Origin of the sequence: Cohnella ginsengisoli (assembly GCF_029525555.1) — a bacterium.
In the GTDB taxonomy this organism is placed as follows: domain Bacteria; phylum Bacillota; class Bacilli; order Paenibacillales; family Paenibacillaceae; genus Cohnella; species Cohnella ginsengisoli.
In genome coordinates this window covers 1,123,973-1,143,133 of sequence record NZ_JAPDHZ010000003.1, presented here as the reverse complement: position 1 = coordinate 1,143,133, position 19,161 = coordinate 1,123,973, and the positions used below count along the sequence as shown (strand labels likewise).

The window sequence follows — 19,161 nt, the reverse complement described above, 5'->3', positions numbered from 1 at the left end:
GACAATTACAGGAAGCTGTTTACGACGGACCCTTATATCAAAGATTCCATTGTCGCGACGATCTACTTTGCCGTTTTATCCGTGGCAGGCAGCATGATTTATTCGCTTTTTTGTCGCCATGCTGCTCAATCGCCAGATTCCGGCCAGAGGGTTTTTCAGAGCCGTATTTTATGTGCCCTATGTATTGCCGGCTGCCGCTATATACGTTGGATGGTCCTGGCTTTACGAGGCGAACTTCGGTTTTTTCAACTATCTGCTCTCCGAGGTCGGCCTGCACAAGGTTCTCTTTATCGCGGATTCCAGCCATGTCGTTCCTTCGCTATCCTTAATCTCGGTCTGGTTGGCCGGGAACCTGATCGTCATTTTCCTGGCCGGACTTCAGAACGTGCCGAGCGTCTATCATGAAGCGGCCGAGATGGACGGCGCGAACGGCTGGGCGCGCTTCCGGCATATTACGCTGCCCTGCATGACGCCGATCATCTTTTACAACCTGCTGATGAGCCTGATCGCCAATCTCCAGGTCGTGACCCCCGCGCTTTCCCTGACCAACGGCGGTCCGGGCAATTCTTCCAGATTCATGACTTATCTGATGTACGATCAAGCCTTCGTGAATTACAAGCTGGGCTATGCCTGCGCGACGACCTTTATCATTTTTGCGATTCTTGCGGCTTTCACGGCCGTGCTGTTCAAGACGTCCAAAGGATGGATTTTCGACGAAGGAGGCGACGACGACAAATGAGCGAGGCGGCATACGGAAGAATCAGGAGCAAGAAACGCAAGGATCGGACGGCAAACCTTATTGCGTTGGTCGTCGTCGTTTTGTTTGCCATACTCGTGCTGTTCCCGATTTGGTGGATCTTTCGGACGTCGCTCATGACGAACGCGGAGATTTACAAGTATCCGCCTTCGCTGCTGCCTGCAGACTGGCTGTTTTCCAACTATGAGAAAACGCTGGAGGTTTTCAAGTTTTGGAAGTACTTGTGGAACACGATGATCATTATCGTTCCTTCCTGTTTGGCAGGGACCTTTACGGCCACGTTGTGCGGCTATGCCTTCGCCAGATTGCGGTTTCGCGGGAAAAAATGGATCTGGGCGCTTTGCGTCGGTTCGATGCTGCTGCCTGCCATGGTCACGCTCATACCGCTGTATATCGGGTGGACGCGAGGCTTGGGACTCCATGACAGCTATCTGCCATTGATTCTGCCGTATTTTTGCGGCGGCGGCGCTTTTAATATCTTTTTGATTCGGCAGTTTATCGTCTCCATTCCAAGAGAGCTCGATCAGGCGGCGACGATCGACGGCGCCGGTTACTTCCGCATCTTGTTCAGCATCATCATGCCCGCGATTCGGCCGGCCATGATCGTCGTCGCCTTGTTTATATTCATCGGGCTATGGAACGACCTGCTCCAGCAGATGATCTACATTAACGCCAGCGATAAATTTACGATCGCGCTCGGGCTGACCAACTTCAGAGGCCAATTGAAGCAGGACTGGTCGTTAACGATGGCGGCTACGTGCATGTCCTTTGCCCCGGGCGTCATTTTCTACGTGATCGGTCAAAAGTACTTCGTCGAAGGAATCACGCTGACCGGCATGAAAAGCTAGTCCAAGCCCGCGTCTCCTATCGCACGGTCCCATTGCTGTCCCATTGAAGGAGAGATCGACATGCAGGTTAGACTTAACGATCAGTTTTGGCAGCCCAAGGTGCGACAGACCGCCCTCGTCACGATTCCTTATCAGTGGAAAGCGTTGAACGACGAGATCGAAGGCGCCGAGCCCAGTCATGCCGTGGAGAACTTCCGCATCGCGGCAGGCGAGCAGACGGGCACGTTCTACGGGATGGTCTTTCAGGACAGCGACGTCGCCAAATGGATCGAAGCCGCAGCCTACAGCCTGCGCCAATATCGGAACCCGCAGCTCGAAGGCGTCATCGATGCGGTCGTGGATCTGATGGGAAGGGCCCAGCATCCTGACGGTTATTTAAATACTTACTTTTCGGTCGCTAAGCCCGAGCAAAGGTGGAAGGACTTCGCATTCGGTCATGAGCTGTACTGCGCCGGTCACTTGATCGAGGCTGCGGTGGCTTATTACGAGTCTACGGGCAAGCGGACCTTCTTGGACATCATGTGCCGTTACGCGGATTATATCGACGGGAGTATGGGGCCGGAATCCGAGCAGTCCCATTTGTATTGCGGGCATGAAGAAATCGAGCTGGCGCTGGTCAAGCTGTACCGGGTGACGGAGGAAGAACGGTATCTGAAGCTGTCCCGGCACTTTATCGAGGAGCGAGGCCAACAGCCGAGCTTTCTCAAGGAGGATCCCGGATTCGGCTTCGATTTTAAAGACCGTTGGTTCGAGCTGGACTATCATCAGGCGCACGCTCCGGTGAGAGAGCAGGAATCGGCGGAGGGCCATTCGGTACGGGCGATGTATCTGTACGCGGCGATGGCGGATCTGGCGATCGCATACGGCGACGATACGCTGACCGAAGCGCTTCGCAAGCTATGGGATCAGATGACCTCCAAGCGGATGTATATTACCGGGGGGACTCGGCTCCCAAGAGCATGGCGAGCGGTTCACGCTCGACTACGATCTGCCCAACGATACGGCGTACACCGAGACTTGCGCGTCCATCGGGCTGGCGATGCTGGCTGCCAGAATGCTCCGGCTCGAAATGGACGGCCGATTCGGGGACGTGATGGAGCGCGTACTCTACAACGGGGTGCTGAGCGGCATGTCGCTGGACGGGACTCGTTATTTTTACGTCAACCCGCTGGAGGTTCATCCTGCCGTCGCGCATTATCGATACGACATGCAGCATGTCAAAACCGAGCGCGTACCGTGGTTCGGCTGCGCTTGCTGTCCGCCCAATATCGCGCGGCTGCTCGCTTCCCTGGACACTTATTTCTTTACGCAAGCGGATACGGAGATCGCCATGCATTTGTACGGATCCAACGAGAGCAGCTTTCAGGTCGAAGGCCGCCAGCTGAGCCTGCGCACGGATACGCGTTATCCATGGGACGGCAGCATTCAGGTTCGCGTGCAGGTCGATGAGCCGGCCGATTGGACCCTTTCCTTTCGGATGCCGGCTTGGTGCAGGCAACCTGGCATCCGGGTGAACGGGGAGCTGGCAGCGCTGGATGCGGTCGTCACGCGCGGCTATGCGCGCATTCGCAGAACGTGGATGGACGGCGATGAGATCCAGCTGCATTTTCCGATGGCCGTCGAACGGATCGAGTCGAATCCCAAGGTGCACGAGAACGCCGGCAAAGTCGCGTTGCAATACGGTCCGATCGTTTATTGCCTGGAGGAAGCGGACAATGGCGCCGACCTCACGGACATTTGCCTGGCCCAGGATGCCGAGTTTGTGCCCGAATACAGAGAAGACGTGCTCGGCGGCGTCGTCGTCTTGACAGGCGAAGGACAACGTTCGGACGATTCCTGGCGAGGCGAACTGTACAGGCCTGTCAGCCGGGGCAAGAACAGCGTTCGAATCACGGCGATTCCGTACGCTTACTGGGGGGAATCGGCAGCCAGGCGAGATGACGGTTTGGATTCGGGAGAAGTAAGATGATGGAGGTAAGCCATAAAGGCTCCTACATGACCATCGGACGTGCGATTGCCGACGAAGACGCGGTGCACAAGCGCTAGCGGTTAGTTAGAGCAAAAGCCCCGCCGCCTAGGCCGCTGAAGGCCTACTCGAAGCGAAAGGTACAGTCCCTTGAAAGCTTTGGGACTGTACCTTTTTTTCGCGCTTATCGGCGTTGATTTCTGCGAGGGCTATCCATCGCCATGGCGATACGGCCCCAGACCGTTCATGACATAAGGTCGTACGAGGTCTACAAGCACGTCGGTTCGATCTTTTTCCTCGACATTTAACCAAAAATGCGCAGCGCCATAGATCGCCGAACCTGTCATGGCCGCCATGATTTGTATACGATGCTTGTCCGCCCCATGGGGAAGATCCCCTTTCAGGAAAATGCGGGCTATCGTTTGCTGAAGCATTTTCTTTATTTTTTCATCGACAAGCGTCGCCATCGAATGGGAATCCATCCTGCAGTTCCGATAAAAATCAACGATGTAGCGGTGCGTCGCCAAGATCAACCGGTCGCATATATCCTCCGTGAACGCCTGCGCCTGCGCGACTTGCTCAGGAATCATGGCATCAAAAGCCAGCTCCGTGACTTCGTCGAGCAAAGCGTATTTATCTTCAAAATGGGCATAAAAGGTGGCGCGGTTAATGGTTGCTTTCTGAGCGATATCTTTGATGGTGATGGCATCGAATCCTTTTCTCCGCAATAAATCCCTGAACGCCGCCCGAATGAACTGCCGTGTGCGCAGCACCCTCGGATCTTCCTGATTGACCATTTTCATATCTCCTTGTTACACATCAGATCTTACAATGTGTTGCCTATGCAACGTTCATCCGACTCTGCCGGTTGAATCCATATGCCTGCGATATTAATATCCTATCAAACAGGTGTTGCTTAAACAATCTGTGACTGATTCCATGAAAGGATGGAGCACATTGAACACCAAGCCCTATCGACTTTTGATTTTTGGCGCCGGCGTGATCGGCAGCGTCTATGCACTCCGATTCGCGCAGTCGGGACTGGATGTCACGATACTGGCACGCGGGAAGAGACTGGAGGCGCTGAAAAGGGACGGCATGAAATACAACGATCATGGAACGATTAAGCAAATATCGATCAAGACGATAGAAAAGCTGGATAACGACGATATTTATGATTATGTGTTTGTACCCGTACGATACGATCAAGCCGAATCCGCCCTGTCTGCGATCAAGCACAATCGGAGCAAAACTATCGTCACCTTGACCAACACTATCGGCTATGACGCTTGGCTTGATATCGTGGGCGATCGCTTGCTTCCCGGATTCCCGGGCGCCGGCGGAGACATTAAGGAAGATGTCCTCTACGCCCAATTCGGTTCCGAAAAACATCAAGGAACCGTTTTTGGCGAAATAAACGGACTGACGACCGAACGCGTGAAAGAGCTTGCCCAACTATTTGAATCGGCGGGTTTGCATTACGAAATCCAAAAAGGATATGCTGGCCTTCCATATTTCGCATACGGCGCTCGCGATCGTCAACAAGCATTTCTATACGAACGACGGCATGGCGGATATCGAGACGGCAAGAAGCGCAAGCACGCTAAGCAAGATCGCCGCAGATATTAAACGGAACATTCGCCTGGTCGCGCAAGCCGGAATTCCGGTCATCCCACCCGAAACGAAGGCAATGGGGGGAGTTGCCCGAAAGCGAGATTATTTCCCGTTACCGGCAGATGCTGAGCAATGACTTCATCATCGATGTGAAGCTTGGAAACCATGCCGTCAGCCAAAAAGCGGAAATCTTGATGTTAGACGAGAAGTTCCATCAAAGGATATCCGCCCGGCGATGACTGCAACTTCGCGCCGTCCATTGCGTCTGTATGAATAACAATAAATGGGAGGCGATACATTGAACGTAAATGGAACGAAGTGGGCGTTATGGACCGGAGGACTCTGCGTGCTTGTGCTGGGAGGTACGTTCGTCGTCCAAGCCCTTAGTTATGCCAAGGCCGATCATGCCGGCGTTGTTGTCGCAAAGAAACCTTCCCCCGCGTCCGCAAGAAGAGCGCTCGCATTTTACATGGGTAGATCCTAAGCCGGTGCCGTTAGGCTACGCGCTCAGCCATCCGGCGATACCAGCCGATTCCGATCCGGGACGATAGAAACTCGGTGTACCGCAGCGCTTCTTTCGCAGAGGCGCTTTTTTTGCGCGAACGGCCCCGCTTTTTTGTCCCAGATTGTCCTCTCCTGTTACGAAACAGGTCATTTGCGGTTATATATTCTGTGACCATTAACAAGAGGGGGAAGGGATATTTTTGAGAAAAGCAGGATTCCGTACTTTAATGCTCGCCCTATTGATGGCGCTCGTCGTTCAATCGACGCCGACGAACGCCGCCACTGCCACCTATGCAGACCGTTTGTACTCGCCGATGTTCATCACCAAGATTTCGGGACTCTACTTCATCACGGATTCGTGGAATCATAGAATCATTTACAGCAGAGACGTAAAGCTGCCGATCAGGGAGTGGAAGGTGCTCGACGAATACATAGCCGCTCCGCACTCCATCGCGGGCAACGGCACCATCTTCATCGCCGAAGACACCGGCCGGGATCGCTTGATCGTGTATACTTTGACAACCAAGGGCTTCGTCAGAACCCAGGCGATCAGCGGCATTGCGGGCAGACCGCACCGAACCATCTACGACCCTGCTACTCAGAAGTTCTATGTCCTCACCTCGGACACGCAGAACATGTACACCCTATCCGTCAAGGACGGCCACGTCGTGATCGACAGCAAGAAGAACCTCCCGTATATGGAGGCGTCTTATGTCAGATCCTTCTCGATCATCGACGGATTGATGTACTTTGTAAGCGGACCGAACCAGATCCTGGTCGCCAACTACAAAGACGGCACTTTCTCCTTGCAGCAGAAGTACGATGTCCCGGAAGGCTACCGGGCGATGAACGATATTAAGAAGATCGGCTCCTACTATTACATCACGGTGTACTACAATCGCTTCATTCGACTGAAGGACTTGTCCGACTTTAGCACGGCAGAGGATCTTTATACGAAAATGGGCTTCAAAGGCGTGCCGTATTACATGTCGTACTTCGACGGAAAAGTGTATGTCACCGAGATCGACTCGTATTCGGCCATCCGCTCGTTCAAAGTGTATAACGATGAGATCTCGAAGGTCGACGTGATGCACGATTACGGGCCGCCGAATGCGGCGGTGCTGAATCGGAAGCGTATACTCGGGACGTAAGGCGAATCCCCCTGAACGGTCATCCCGTTTTGGGGGATTTTTTGCGTGCGGCGAATCTTTTACGGCCCCGTTCCGACGGAGGTTACTCGCCAACCTAACCCTGTTTTTTTTTACATAAATCAATGACTCGCCGATATCCGAATCCATCACTTCGTAGAGGGTTCCGTACTTAGGATCGTTTTTGATGTTTCCTTGCCGGACTTCGGCAGCTATGGCTTTGATCGGGTGGAAGGAGATCAGCAGCTGTTTTCTCACGGCTAATTGAGGCGTTATGGACGGGAAAAAGAGAAAATAGACGATGAGTAGGATGATCGCGGCAAGCGCGATTTTACGGGTTCCTTTGGACACGGAGTTCACCTCCACAGAATGAAAAAGCGCTTTTATACGCTTATCATAGCAGGCTTGCGATGGTCAAGGTACGTTTACCCACTCTAGGCATAGGATGAGGTATCCAATCATGAAGGGATGAATGCAATGCAAGCTTTGCCTCAATCCGTTTCGAACCCTACTTATGCCCAATATGTATGGCAGCTGTACCAGCAACCTTATCGCAACTTCGCCTATCCTTACTACAACACGGGGTATTCGCCTTTATATCCCAACCCTTACGGCTATGAGCGGTTCAGCTCTCCACCCCCAGCCGGGCTTGCCATCCAGGATTATGGCAAGCAGCCGCTCGTCATCAACATTGAAAAGGCGACGGAGCAGAACGATACGTTCCGTACCGCCATATGGACCGGGGATCACTTCCAGGTGACCGTGATGAGCATCCCCGTCGGCAGCGACATCGGTCTCGAGGTGCACCCGCATACGGATCAGTTCATTCGGATCGAAGAGGGACAGGGACTCGTACAGATGGGGAAAACGAAGGATCGGCTCGATTTCCAGGCTCCGGCAGCAGAAGGCGATGCGGTCATGGTCCCAGCCGGTACTTGGCACAACGTGACCAATACCGGCAGCAAGCCGCTTAAGGTATACGTCATCTATGCGCCGCCGCAGCACCCGTTCGGCACGGTTCATCCGACGAAGGCGGATGCCGAGGCCGCCGAACGAGCGCGATAAGCTTGAAAGGAACGGCAGCCGACCCTAGCGGTCGGCTTCTTTGCTTGGAGAGGACAAAAATGTATAAATTAGCGAAAAGGGAACGCCTTCTTCCCAAGATATTGGCGATCTGTTGTCCTATACTTGAGGGGGAATGCTCGGAAAGACCCGTAAAGTAAAGGAGAGCGGCGAATGAATCTGTCATCTGAAACGCGAATGTCCTACGATGAGCCGGCGAAGGACTGGAATTCGGCGCTGCCGGTGGGGAACGGTCGACTGGGCGCCATGGTGTTCGGCACGGTCGAAGAGGAATTGATCCAGTTCAACGAAGACTCCGTCTGGTACGGCGGACCGCGGAACCGCAACAATCCGGACGCCTTGACCTACCTGCCCGAAGTGCGGAAGTTGGTGTTCGAAGGCAGGCTCAAGGAAGCGCATCGACTGGCCGAAGCCGCGCTGTCGGCCACGCCGCGAAGCGAGCGGCATTATCTGACGGCGGGCAACCTGGTTATCCGGTTCGATCATCCCGAGGGCGAGCCGTCGCATTACCGCCGGGAGCTCGATCTGGCGTCGGCGGTCGCTTCGGTCGACTACCAATACGGCTGGGCGAAGTACCGCAGGGAAACGTTCAGCAGCTACCCGGATCAGGCGATTTTCATTCGCTTTACGGCGGACCGCCCGGGGCGATCTCCTTTAATGCGCGCTTCGAGCGAAATAAAGGGCGTTACATGGACCGGTCGGGCCGAGCGGGCACGGATACGGTCACGATGAGCAACGATTGCGGCGGGCGGGACGGCTTGACCTATACGGCCGCGGTCAAAGCTGTCGCCGATGGCGGGAAGGTCAGCATCATCGGCGAGCATCTGTTCGTTGAAGCCGCCGATGCGGTGACGCTGATTCTGACCGCGGCAAGCACGTTCCGGTATCCGGAGCCTGAGCTGCGATGCCTGGACGTGTTGAGCGGCGCGGCGGCAGAGACGTATGAGCGGTTAAAAGCGAGGCATATCGAGGATTACGCGCCGCTGTTCGATCGAATGAAGCTGACGCTTGGCTCGCTAGAGGAGGCAGCGAACGACCGATCCGTGGCGCAGCGGCTGGCCCAGGTCGCACAGGGCGCGGAGGATGCCGGGCTGGTCACGTTGTATTTCCACTTCGGCCGGTATCTGCTCCTCTCCGGCAGCAGGCCGGGCTCGCTCCCTGCCAACTTGCAGGGCATCTGGAACGATTCGATGACGCCGCCGTGGGACAGCAAATATACGATTAACATTAACACGCAAATGAACTACTGGCCGGCGGAGTCCTGCAACCTCGCGGAGTGCCACGAGCCGCTGTTCGAGCTGGTCGAGCGCATGCGGGAGAGCGGCAGGGTGACGGCTCGCGAGATGTACGGCTGCCGCGGCTTCGTCGCTCACCACAATACGGATATATGGGCGGATACCGCGCCTCAGGACATTTACGGTCCGGCGACGCAGTGGGTGATGGGCGCGGCCTGGTTGAGTCTGCATCTTCGGGAGCATTACCGGTTTCATCCGGACGAAGCATTCTTAAGGCGCGCCTACGATACGATGAAGGAGGCGGCGTTGTTTTTCGTCGACTTCCTCGTGGAGAGCCCTGAAGGGTATCTCGTGACGAATCCGTCCGTCTCCCCGGAGAATGTCTATCGGCTGCCGAACGGCGAGACCGGCACGCTGTGCTACGGGCCGGCGATGGATACGCAGATTATTACGGAGCTGCTGGATGCATGCATTCAGTCCAGCCTCATCCTGGGCACGGACGAGGCGGACCGCCGCATATGGAAGGAGACGAAGGCGCGTCTGCCTGAAATGAAGATCGGAAGTGGCGGCCGGCTTCAGGAGTGGCTGGAGGATTATGAGGAGCAGGAGCCGGGGCACCGTCATATCTCTCACTTGTTCGGCCTGCATCCAGGCACGACGATCAGTCCGGCTGCGACGCCGACGCTCGCGAATGCGGCTCGCGAGACACTGCTGCACCGATTGGAAAACGGCGGCGGCCATACGGGATGGAGCCGCGCCTGGATCATCAACTTCTGGGCGAGGCTCCTGGACGGGGAGCAAGCGTACGATCACACGATGGCGCTGCTGCGCATGTCGACCCTGCCGAACCTGTTCGACAACCATCCGCCCTTCCAGATCGACGGGAACTTCGGCGCGATCGCCGGCATCGCCGAGATGCTGCTCCAGAGCCATCTCGACCATGTCGCGCTGCTTCCGGCGCTGCCGTCGGCATGGGCGGACGGCGGCATCACGGGCCTCCGCGCGCGCGGCGGCTTCGATGTCGATCTGGCCTGGCGCGACGGCCGCCTGACGGAAGCGCGCGTGACGTCGACCGGCGGCGAGACGCTCCGGCTGCGCACGGGTGCAGGTGTGCCGATCCGGGCGCTGCGACCGGACGGCAATCCGATTGACGCGGCGGCGCAGCACGCCGACGGCTTGCTCGCGCTGCCGATGCGCGCAGGCGAGACTGTGGTCATCCGGCCGCTGTAGCCGGCGAACGACGAAAAACGCTCGTACCGGGGATGGAAATCCCGGAACGAGCGTTTTTGCGTACATGAAGTGTCGATACGACTTGAGCCCTTGGCCTGGCGCGGCGAGCTGAGGCGTGTCGCGGATGGTGCAGAAAGTGCTGGTTGGGACTACTTCAGTTCGTGCCACGTCGCGGATGGTGCAAGAAGTGCTGGATGAGACTACTTCAGCTCGAGCCACGTCGCGGATGGTGCAGAAAGTGCTGGTTGGGACTACTTTAGCCCGAGCCACGGCACGGATGGTGCAAGAAGTGCTGGATGAGACTACTCCAGCTCGAGCCACGTCGCGGATGGTGCAGAAAGTGCTGGTTGAGACGACTTCAGTCCGAGCCGCCTTCCGATGGGCGCAGCTCGAGCTGAACGAAACTGATTAAGACTTCGGCTTATTCGCGTACCAAGCCGAGAACTGCTTCTGGTACTCCGCGATGTATTTGTCGAGCCCAGCGGCCTTGAGCTTGTCGAGCGCCTTGGGGAAGTAGGTGTCGTAGTCGACGAAGCCGCTGGAGATTGGCGCGATGAACTCGGTGTACACGCCGTTCAGCTTGGACTCTTCGTTTTTGACCGCCGTATTGTCGAAGTTGAAGCCCGCCGTCTTGGACAGGATCGCGTCGTCGTCCCAATGCTTGTACTGCTCGATGAAGTCGTCCGGCACGCTCTTCTCGAAGCGCATGAACTTGTCGTTCATCATCATCCAGTCGTCCAGGAAGAGGTCGGACGTCAGCTTCGTGACGCGTCCGTTTTCGTCGATCGTGTAGTCCTTGTCCTTGATGCCGTAGGTGAACAGGTCGTAGAGTTCCTGGTTTTTCTGCAGCAGGTTGAAGAAGGCGACGTAACGCTCCGGGTGCTTGGCGTTGGCCGATACGAAGTAAGCGGTATTATACGTGCCGCGGCTGATCTTCGGCCGGTCGTTTTTGCTCAGGAAGTAGTTCTGTAGCTTGGCCGTCGGCACTGCCTTGGTGATGCCTGCGATGCCTTCGATCGGACGGGTCGCCGTGCCCGGGAAGAACATCGCCTTGCCCGCGTTCCAGTCGGACATGAGCTGCGGCTGGTTCGTGACGGCATACTTCGGAATGATGCCTTTTTTGTACCAGCCGTTCATCAGGCCGGCGTATTTCTTGAACTCGGGCGTTTCGTACCAGCTGATCAGCTTGTCGTCCTTGGCGGCTTCGTTCACCGCGATGAAGTTGTTGATCCAGTTCAGGTTCTGGTCGGTGTACTCGTACATCAGCATGTACGTGGCGTCCGTCGAGGCGAAGCCGATCATGTCCGGATACTTGGCGTGCACCTTGTCGTAGTACTGCTCCAGATCCGCGAGCGAGCCGATCGTCTTCATGCCGACTTCCTCGAGCAGATCCTGGCGGACCATGACGCTGTAGAAGGCGGCCGAGCTGGCGCGGTTGCCGACCGGAATCGCATACTGCTTGCCGTTCTGCTTGAAGGCGTCGAACGAAGCGGCCGCGACGTTGCTCTTCAGATCCGGCGCATACGTATCGACGTACGGCGTCAAGTCCGCATACAAGCCCTTGGATACGGATTTGGACATATAGTTGATGTCGGTGTACGCGGCGAACTCTTCGCCCGAGGAGAGCATGAGGTCCGTCTTGCCGCCGCCGTATTCGGACCAGGGCAGGTAGACGTATTCGATCTCGGCGTTGATTTCTTTCTTCACGAGATCCTTCAGTTCATTGCCGGCGAGCTCGGCCATGCGCTTGGACTGCCCCGTGTAGAACAAGAGCTTCAGCTTGACGGGTTCGGAAAAGTCGGGTTTGGACGCATCGTTCGCGTCGGAAGACGCTGCGCCGGACGATGCCGCGCCGGACGATGCCGCCGGCGAGCCGGACTCGGCGGCGCCGCCTTCGTTCGATTTGGAGCTGCAGGCGGACAAGACGAGCGTGAGGGTGAAGACGAGGGCAAGCAGGGCCCTCGAAGCATTGCGACGTACCATGGAACATGACCTCCTGGATTTGTTTTTGGCGTTTCGGGAAGCGATTTCAGAATACGTTTACATTCCCGCCGCCGCTATCTCAAGAAAGTGAAAATCGTTAAAAATCAACGGTTTGAAGGCCTTAAAAAACATGAAATCGCTTTAGTTTTCTGAACGGAGCGCTCCGTCGTCAGCCTTTAACCGATCCGACGACGATGCCTCGGACGAAGTAGCGCTGCAGGAACGGATACAGAATCGCGATCGGCAGCACGGTGAGGCAGGTCATGGCGAGCTTGGCCGTCTCGAGCGGAGGCGCGATGAGGGCGCCGCTGATCCTTGAAGCATTCCCCGAAGCCAGAAATTGAATGTTAGCCATCATATAGTACATCATGTACTGGATCGTAAACAGCTTTTCGTCCGTCACGAGCATAAGCGGGAGGAAAAAGTCGTTCCAAAACTGCAGCGCGTAGAAGAGCGAGATGGTGACGAGTCCGACGCGGCCGAGCGGCAGCATGATGCGGAAGAAGATCAGGTAATGCCCCGCCCCGTCGATCTGCGCCGACTCGACGACCTCGTGCGGGATGCTTTTAAAATAGTTGGCCTGCAGGTACATCAGGAACACGTTGAGCAGATACGGGACGAACAGCCCCGCCAGCGTATCGTTCAGATGATAGTACTTGGTCGTCAAAATGTACCAGGGGGAGCGTCCCCCCCGCTGAACAGCATCGTGAAGTAGGCGAAGAAGGCGAAGGCGCCCCGGAAGCGGAAGCCTTTGGCGGTGATGACGTAGGCGTAGGCTGACGTGACGAGCACGGCGGATACGGTGCCCAGCACCGTGATGCTCGCCGAGTTCAGGTAGCCGCGGATGATCTCGTCCGATTTGGAGCCGAACATGAATTTATAAGTATCAAGCGTTAAGCCCTGCGGCAAAAAAGGAGTAGCCGTTCGCCGCGATCTTGGCCTCAGACGAGAGCGAGCCCGATACCGCGAGGATGAACGGGATTAAGCAGATAGCGGCGAACACGCCGATGAAGACGTAGAAAAAAATCAGCAGCGTTCGATTTTCCCGAATGGCCATGACGCGTTCCCTCCTGAGAATAGTTTGCTGTCTCTGTCGTACCAGCCGGCCAGCTTGTTGGCGATCAGCACGAGCAGAAGCCCGAAGACGGACTGATAAAGCGTGATCGCCGAAGCGAAGCCGAATTCGCCGGAGCGGATCGCGGTACGGTACACGAAGACGTCGATGATGTCGGTCGTCGGCAGCAGCAACGGATTGAGGAAGGTGACCCCCATGATCATGCTGAGGTCGCCCTTCAGCATGCCGCCGATGCTCAGCAGCGTGAGCAATATTATAGAAGGAATCAGCATCGGAAGCGTGATCTTCGTGATGAGCTGCCATCGGGACGCGCCGTCGATCCGGGCCGCCTCGTAGTAAGACGTATCGACGCCCTGAAGCACCGCGTAGTAGATGATCGCGCCGTGGCCCGCGCTTTTCCAGATGTTCGCCAGCACGAGGACGACGACGAACAGCCATGGATGCGCGTACCAGTCGATCGGCTGCATGCCGATGCCTTCAAGCATGCGGTTGACGATGCCCTTCTCGAAGTCGAGCAGGGAGAACAGGATGGCGCCGATGACGATCCACGAGATGAAGTACGGGAAGAACATCACGCTCTGCGTAATTTTGATATAACCCTTGCTTCGCAGCTCGTTCAGCGCGATGGCGAGCGCCACCGAGAAGAAGGTGCCCGTCAGCATGTATAGCACGTTCAGCATGACCGTATTGCGCGTCGCGCGGATGGCGCTGTCCATGCTCGAGAAGAAGAAGTCGAAGTTGTCGAAGCCCGCCCAGGGACTTCCGAAGATGCCGCCGTTAAAATTGTAATTTTTGAACACGAGGATGAGCCCGCTCATCGGCAAATAAGCAAACAGGATCAGCGCGATCACGCCGGGCAGCGCCAGCAGGAATAGCGAGCTGTCGTTGCGCAGCGACCGCAGCCATTTGCTTCGCCCTTGCGTCTTGGGCTTCGGATAAGCCTTTTCCGTCATCGAGATTCACTCCTTGTCATGCGGTTGGTGGATGGGGCGCCAAAGCAGCTTCGCATCGATGCGTGGACCGAAAGCGCTTTACTGACCCAAGCTTATTCACCCTGAAGGCAAAGCGCCATCTCAAAGAAATGAAATCGCTTAAAAAAATCGAAGCGAAACCCGCCTTCAAATAAATGAAATCGCTCAAAAAAACAAAAACCCCGGATCCGGCGCGGATTCGGGGCTTGCGGTCATCCGAGGTTTGGCGTTAAACGAGGCTTGCGGTCACGAGGCTTGCAGTCATTCGCTATGCTGCACGATATGGTTGAGCCGCCACTTCGTCGGCGTCATGCCGTACCGCTTTTTGAACAACGTCGTGAAATAAGTGCTGCTGCCGTAGCCTGAACGCTCCGCGACAGTGCGGATGTCCAGCTCGAGCTCGTCTACGAGGAGAGAGCGCGCATGTTCCAGCCGGACGAGGTTGACGAAGTCGGGGAAGCTGCTTCCGGTCGATTCGGTGATCAGACGGCTGAGGTACGGCGGGCTGATCGCGAGCTTGTCCGCCAGCGCGTTGAGCGACAGCATCGGATCGGCGAAGTGCCTGCGAATATGGGCGATCGCTTCCCCGGCGACGTCCCGGGTTTGCACGGCGTTGCGTTCCTTTAATTTCTCGTAAGCCCTGAAGCTCAACTGCTCGAGCCAAGCTCTGAGCTCCTCGTAGCCGGCGAAGCTCCAGATTCGCTGGTACAGCTCGAGGAAGTCCGCGTGCCGCGGCATGCCGCCGGCCGCGCCGGTGTCCGCGATCGCGGACAGATCCGAAGCGATCCGCGACAGCGCGATCGTCGCCTGCTCGGCGCGATAGCCGCCGGCTTCGGCAAGGACGCGCTCCACCGCGCGGGGGATCAGCTCATGCTTCTGTTCGCGGACGACCTGCAACACGGCCTCCAGCGTCTGATCCGGCATCGGCGCGTCCGACAGCTGCGCGGCGTCCTCGGCGTAGACGATAGGCGTCCGGTACTGGAACTTCATGTACTGCAGGCAATCTCTCGCCTCTTCGTACAGCGCCTTCAACCGGGAAGGATCGGCGGACAGCCGGCTGACGCCAAGCGCGCCTTGCGTCCCCGGCCAAGCGCGGACCAGCTGCTCGAGCTCCTCCCAACGCTCGCGGGCGATGCCCTGATCGCCGAAGCTGCCTTCGCGCGCCTCGCTAACGATCAGCACGGCCGTCCCCGGGTGCGGGAAGAAGCCGCGGCACGCGCATGCGCCCTCGAACAGCGCTTCGACGGCCTGCGGCAGATCGCGAAGCCGCGCCATCCGCTCGGCGTCGGTCATCGCCTCCGCTTCGCCGATGCGCTCGTCCAGCCGCAGCACCGCGACGCAGAAGGCGGCGCTGCCGGGATCGCCGCCCTTCAGCAGCGGCAGCGCCGAAGGCACGGCTTCGCCCGAGCGGTACGGCGTCGTGAGCCAGGACAGCAGCGCGCTGTCCTCGTTTTCGCGCTTGAGCTCGCCGAACCGGCCGGCGATCCGCTCGAGCTCCCGGTTCGCCTCCTCGAAGCCGCCCGCGCCCGCGAAGGCGAGACGCTCGCCCGACAGGCTGCGGATATTGCCGAACAGCGCGCCGATCGGCTTGTACATGCGATGCGACACAAACGCCGCCACGCCCGCCGCGGCCGCCGCGAGGACGACGCACAGCGCGATCAAGAGCACGAGCGCGTTGGAAATATCGCGGATGCTGTTGCGATAAGACGTCTCCGAGAGGTACCAGAGTCCCTGATTGGCGGCCATGCGATACGTTATCAGCTGCTTGGGGCCGCGGTCAGGCTTCCAGACCATCGTGCCGGACGCGCTGCGCCCGCCGACGATTCGCCGCAGCAGCGCATCGTCGTAGCCGTCGCCGGGCGGACCGCTTTGCATCAAGACGGCGCCTTCGGGGCTGAGCACGGCATAGCGCGTATCGCTGTCCGCGACATCCGAGAAGATGTTCCCCTGAAGCTTGTTCAGATTGGTCGAGATCGCGATGGCGCCGGTGTATTCGCTGTTCGCGTACACTTTGTCGTTGTAGTACGTCATCATAACGGTTTCCTTGTCGCCGTTGTTGAGCGTCGCGGTCCACAAGAAAGGCGAATCCTTGATCAGGCCGTTCCGGATGCGTTCGTATAGCTCCTGCTTCGACGCCTTGCTCAGCGGATTGTTCTCGAACATCATAACCGGACCGTTCGCGCCCATGATATAAGCGTTTTCAAGATAAGGATTGACGGTGAGCGTCCCCTTGATCTGGCTGAGCGCGCTGAACAGCTGGTCGCTCCAGCTGCTGTCGCCGCTCTGCATGACCGAGTTGATGTTCGGGTGGCGGTAAAAGGCGAGCGTATAGTTTTGCACCGAATCCATATATTTGGCGAACACCGTCTCCGTGTTCAGCAGCACGCTATCGTTGGCTTTGTTGACATAATCGATCGTCTTGCCGCGGAACCAGAAGAAAAGGGCGGTAGCCAGCACGAGCACCGAACAGATCGAGATTAACGTCAAGCTCATAAAAAAACCGGATTTTCAGCCGTCTTTCCCCGTTCATGACCATTCGCTCCTTTGTAGAATTACTATAAAGGAAGACGAGGAGAATGTTAACTGTCTATTGCATGGTAAAGGTATGCGCAAAGACAAGAAAGTATAAAAAAATTGAAAAATGAGCACGGGAATGCCAATATTTTAACGTTTTCATCAACTATACTAAAGCTGCTTCTTCAACGTCAGGCAATGGAGGCCGCAGCATGCGCACGTTCCGCAATCCCTTACTCCCCGGCTTTTATCCGGATCCGTCGGCCATACGCGTCGGCGACGACTACTACCTGGTCACCTCGAGCTTCGAGTATTATCCGGGCGTGCCGATCTTCCACAGCAAGGACCTGGTCAACTGGCGCCAGCTCGGCCATGTGCTCGACCGCCCGTCCCAGCTGGACCTGGACGGCATTCTGCCTTCCAAAGGCATATGGGCGCCTACGATACGTTATCATGACGGCGTGTTCTATATGATCACGACGTTTGTCACGAATGACCTCGAATGCCGCAACTTCTACGTCACGGCGACCAATCCGGCGGGCAGCTGGTCCGATCCGGTGTGGCTGGACGACGCGCCGGGCATCGACCCGTCGCTGTTGTTCGACGACGACGGCAAAGTTTATTATACGGGCAACCGGCGACCCCCCCGAGGGCCAGCAGTACGCGAAAGAAATGGACATCTGGCTGCAGGAGCTGGACCTCGCGAGCGGGCGGCTCGTCGGACCGAAGGTCAGCCTGTGGCGAGGCGCGCTCAAAGTCGCCCATGCTCAGGAAGGGCCGCATCTGTACAAGATCGACGGCATGTACTACCTGACGATCGCCGAGGGCGGCACGGGCCACACGCATGCGATCACGATCGCGCGCAGCGCGTCGCCGACCGGACCGTTCGAGGGGTACAAAGGCAACCCGATCCTGACGCATCGCCATCTGGGCCGCGGCTATCCGATCGTGAACGTCGGCCACGGCGAGCTGATCGAGACGCAAAAAGGCGATTGGTGGATGGTATGTCTCGCGTCCCGTCCTTATGGCGGCTACTACCGTAATCTCGGGCGGGAAACGTTTCTCGTGCCCGTCGCGTGGGAGGACGGCTGGCCGGTGGTCAATCCGGGCAAAGGGGTCGTGGAGCTGGAAGGCGAAGCGCCGGATTTGCCGGAGATGCCGTGGCCGGCGGCCGCAGTGCGGGATGATTTCGACGGGCCGGCGCTCGCGCCGTACTGGAACTTCATTCGCACGCCGCGCGGCGACTTTTGGAGCCTCGGGGCGCAGCCGGGCTCGTTGCGGCTTGCGCTGAAGCGGGCATCGATCGCGCGCGACGACAATCCGGCGTTCGTGGGCCGCAGGCAGCAGCACATGTCGTTCGCTGCGGCGACCGCGATGCGCTTTGCGCCGAAGGCGGAGAGCGACGAGGCCGGGCTCGTGCTGCTGCAGAACGCGGACAATCAGTTCCGCTTCACGTATGGCAGCTTCGGCGGGGGCGCGGAAGCGGGCACGGCGCTTCGGCTGACGCAGCGCCGCCGCGGCGAAGAGACGGTGCTGGCGACGGCCGCGTTCGCGGGCGACGCGCTGGAGCTGCGCGTGTCGGCGAACGGCCAGCGATACGCATTCAGTTGGCGGGAGCCGGGCGCATCGGAGTGGCGGACGCTGCTCGAAGACGCCGACGGCACGGTGCTAAGCACCGATATTGCGGGCGGGTTTACCGGCGCTTACATCGGGATGTACGCGGCGGGCCGGGAGGCTGGCCGCGGGGCAAATGGCGAGACTGGCCCGGCGGCAGGTCATGCGGCAGATCCCGAGACAGGCCGAGAGACGGGCAACGACATCGACATCGATAATTACGCGGACTTCGACTGGTTCGATTATGAGCCGGCGGACGCCTAAGGGAGGGGAGCGGGAAATGACGGCACAGATTCATTCGGCACAAGATCAAGCAATAGACCAACAACATCAAGAAAAAGACCAAGCATACCCTGTCCCCGCGCTGCCGGACATCCCGGACCGGACGTTCTCGCTCGCCGACTACGTCGAGGCGACCGATCCGCTCGCGCTGTGCACGGACGCGTTGCAGCGCGCGATCGACGACTGCGCCGCTGCGGGCGGGGGGAACCGTGCGCATCCCGGCGGGCATCTGGCGCACGGGACCGCTCCGGCTGCGCAGCCGGCTGGCGCTGCACGCCGAGGCGGGCGCGATCGTGCGCTTCGAGGCGGATACCGCCCTGTATCCGCTGGTCGCGAC

The 19,161-nt window shown here is 57.9% G+C and carries 13 protein-coding genes and 4 pseudogenes; 10 read left to right on the top strand and 7 right to left on the bottom strand.

What is annotated here, in order from left to right; all coding sequences use genetic code 11:
- The first annotated feature begins 172 nt into the window (after positions 1-172).
- The 5 genes and pseudogenes from OMP38_RS16560 to OMP38_RS34755 all read left to right on the top strand — a co-directional run bounded on the left by OMP38_RS16560 (position 173) and on the right by OMP38_RS34755 (position 3,574).
- Positions 173-739 carry a carbohydrate ABC transporter permease gene (locus OMP38_RS16560; protein ID WP_338130532.1) on the top strand — a complete coding sequence of 189 codons (567 nt, stop codon included), beginning with the start codon at positions 173-175 and terminating at the stop codon, positions 737-739.
- The gene (locus OMP38_RS16555; protein WP_277566114.1) at positions 736-1,605 is read left to right on the top strand and encodes a carbohydrate ABC transporter permease; all 870 of its coding nucleotides are present in this window, start codon (positions 736-738) and stop codon (positions 1,603-1,605) included. Before OMP38_RS16560 ends, OMP38_RS16555 begins: the two co-directional genes overlap by 4 nt.
- A gap of 60 nt (positions 1,606-1,665) precedes the next feature.
- Positions 1,666-2,490: pseudogene (locus OMP38_RS16550) on the top strand (glycoside hydrolase family 127 protein); the annotation flags it as partial.
- Positions 2,491-2,533: 43 nt separating this feature from the next.
- Positions 2,534-2,836: pseudogene (locus OMP38_RS34760) on the top strand (beta-L-arabinofuranosidase domain-containing protein); the annotation flags it as partial.
- A 105-nt stretch (positions 2,837-2,941) separates the two neighbouring features.
- Positions 2,942-3,574 carry a glycoside hydrolase family 127 protein gene (locus tag OMP38_RS34755; RefSeq protein ID WP_338130531.1) on the top strand — a complete coding sequence of 211 codons (633 nt, stop codon included), beginning with the start codon at positions 2,942-2,944 and terminating at the stop codon, positions 3,572-3,574.
- A gap of 206 nt (positions 3,575-3,780) precedes the next feature.
- On the opposite strand, the gene OMP38_RS16540 is transcribed toward OMP38_RS34755, so the two are convergent.
- Entirely contained in the window at positions 3,781-4,368 is a 588-nt protein-coding gene (locus OMP38_RS16540; protein WP_277566113.1) for a TetR/AcrR family transcriptional regulator, read from the bottom strand.
- 160 nt (positions 4,369-4,528) lie between these two features.
- Between OMP38_RS16540 and OMP38_RS16535 the strand changes: the two genes are divergently transcribed.
- The 4 genes and pseudogenes from OMP38_RS16535 to OMP38_RS16520 all read left to right on the top strand — a co-directional run bounded on the left by OMP38_RS16535 (position 4,529) and on the right by OMP38_RS16520 (position 10,385).
- The gene (locus OMP38_RS16535; protein ID WP_277566112.1) at positions 4,529-5,200 is read left to right on the top strand and encodes a ketopantoate reductase family protein; all 672 of its coding nucleotides are present in this window, start codon (positions 4,529-4,531) and stop codon (positions 5,198-5,200) included.
- 689 nt (positions 5,201-5,889) lie between these two features.
- Positions 5,890-6,840 carry an NHL repeat-containing protein gene (locus OMP38_RS16530; RefSeq protein WP_277566111.1) on the top strand — a complete coding sequence of 317 codons (951 nt, stop codon included), beginning with the start codon at positions 5,890-5,892 and terminating at the stop codon, positions 6,838-6,840.
- Between the two features lie 474 nt (positions 6,841-7,314).
- Positions 7,315-7,902, top strand: coding sequence for a cupin domain-containing protein (locus tag OMP38_RS16525; protein WP_277566110.1), 588 nt, complete (start codon positions 7,315-7,317; stop codon positions 7,900-7,902).
- A 171-nt stretch (positions 7,903-8,073) separates the two neighbouring features.
- Positions 8,074-10,385: pseudogene (locus OMP38_RS16520) on the top strand (glycoside hydrolase family 95 protein).
- 408 nt (positions 10,386-10,793) lie between these two features.
- On the opposite strand, the gene OMP38_RS16515 reads toward OMP38_RS16520, so the two are convergent.
- From OMP38_RS16515 to OMP38_RS16490, 6 genes are all read right to left on the bottom strand, one after another.
- Positions 10,794-12,368 (bottom strand): DUF3502 domain-containing protein, encoded by a 1,575-nt coding sequence (locus tag OMP38_RS16515; protein WP_277566109.1) that lies wholly within the window; start codon positions 12,366-12,368, stop codon positions 10,794-10,796.
- Positions 12,369-12,537: 169 nt separating this feature from the next.
- Complete coding sequence (locus OMP38_RS16510) at positions 12,538-13,035, bottom strand: carbohydrate ABC transporter permease (RefSeq protein ID WP_277566108.1); 498 nt, start codon at positions 13,033-13,035, stop codon at positions 12,538-12,540.
- Positions 13,032-13,241, bottom strand: a complete 210-nt coding sequence (locus OMP38_RS16505; RefSeq protein ID WP_277566107.1) for a hypothetical protein — start codon at positions 13,239-13,241, stop codon at positions 13,032-13,034. The genes OMP38_RS16510 and OMP38_RS16505 overlap by 4 nt, the downstream gene beginning before the upstream one ends.
- Before the next feature lie 13 nt (positions 13,242-13,254).
- On the bottom strand, positions 13,255-13,425 hold the full coding sequence (locus OMP38_RS16500) for a hypothetical protein (RefSeq protein ID WP_277566106.1): 171 nt from the start codon (positions 13,423-13,425) through the stop codon (positions 13,255-13,257).
- Complete coding sequence (locus OMP38_RS16495; protein ID WP_277566105.1) at positions 13,395-14,396, bottom strand: ABC transporter permease; 1,002 nt, start codon at positions 14,394-14,396, stop codon at positions 13,395-13,397. Before OMP38_RS16495 ends, OMP38_RS16500 begins: the two co-directional genes overlap by 31 nt.
- A gap of 279 nt (positions 14,397-14,675) precedes the next feature.
- Entirely contained in the window at positions 14,676-16,907 is a 2,232-nt protein-coding gene (locus OMP38_RS16490) for a helix-turn-helix domain-containing protein (RefSeq protein WP_277566104.1), read from the bottom strand.
- A gap of 233 nt (positions 16,908-17,140) precedes the next feature.
- Here OMP38_RS16490 and OMP38_RS16485 point away from each other — a divergent pair.
- A pseudogene (locus OMP38_RS16485) lies at positions 17,141-18,806 on the top strand (glycoside hydrolase family 43 protein).
- The last annotated feature ends 355 nt before the right edge of the window (positions 18,807-19,161 follow it).

What these genes read in the sequence shown, in the direction of transcription:
- OMP38_RS16505 (WP_277566107.1), bottom strand. Translation starts at nt 13,241, where the DNA reads ATGTTCGGCTCCAAATCGGACGAGATCATCCGCGGCTACCTGAACTCG.
- OMP38_RS16555 (WP_277566114.1), top strand. Translation starts at nt 736, where the DNA reads ATGAGCGAGGCGGCATACGGAAGAATCAGGAGCAAGAAACGCAAGGAT.
- OMP38_RS16495 (WP_277566105.1), bottom strand. Translation starts at nt 14,396, where the DNA reads ATGACGGAAAAGGCTTATCCGAAGCCCAAGACGCAAGGGCGAAGCAAA.
- OMP38_RS16525 (WP_277566110.1), top strand. Translation starts at nt 7,315, where the DNA reads ATGCAAGCTTTGCCTCAATCCGTTTCGAACCCTACTTATGCCCAATAT.
- OMP38_RS16515 (WP_277566109.1), bottom strand. Translation starts at nt 12,368, where the DNA reads ATGGTACGTCGCAATGCTTCGAGGGCCCTGCTTGCCCTCGTCTTCACC.
- OMP38_RS16500 (WP_277566106.1), bottom strand. Translation starts at nt 13,425, where the DNA reads ATGGCCATTCGGGAAAATCGAACGCTGCTGATTTTTTTCTACGTCTTC.
- OMP38_RS16540 (WP_277566113.1), bottom strand. Translation starts at nt 4,368, where the DNA reads ATGGTCAATCAGGAAGATCCGAGGGTGCTGCGCACACGGCAGTTCATT.
- OMP38_RS16490 (WP_277566104.1), bottom strand. Translation starts at nt 16,907, where the DNA reads ATGAGCTTGACGTTAATCTCGATCTGTTCGGTGCTCGTGCTGGCTACC.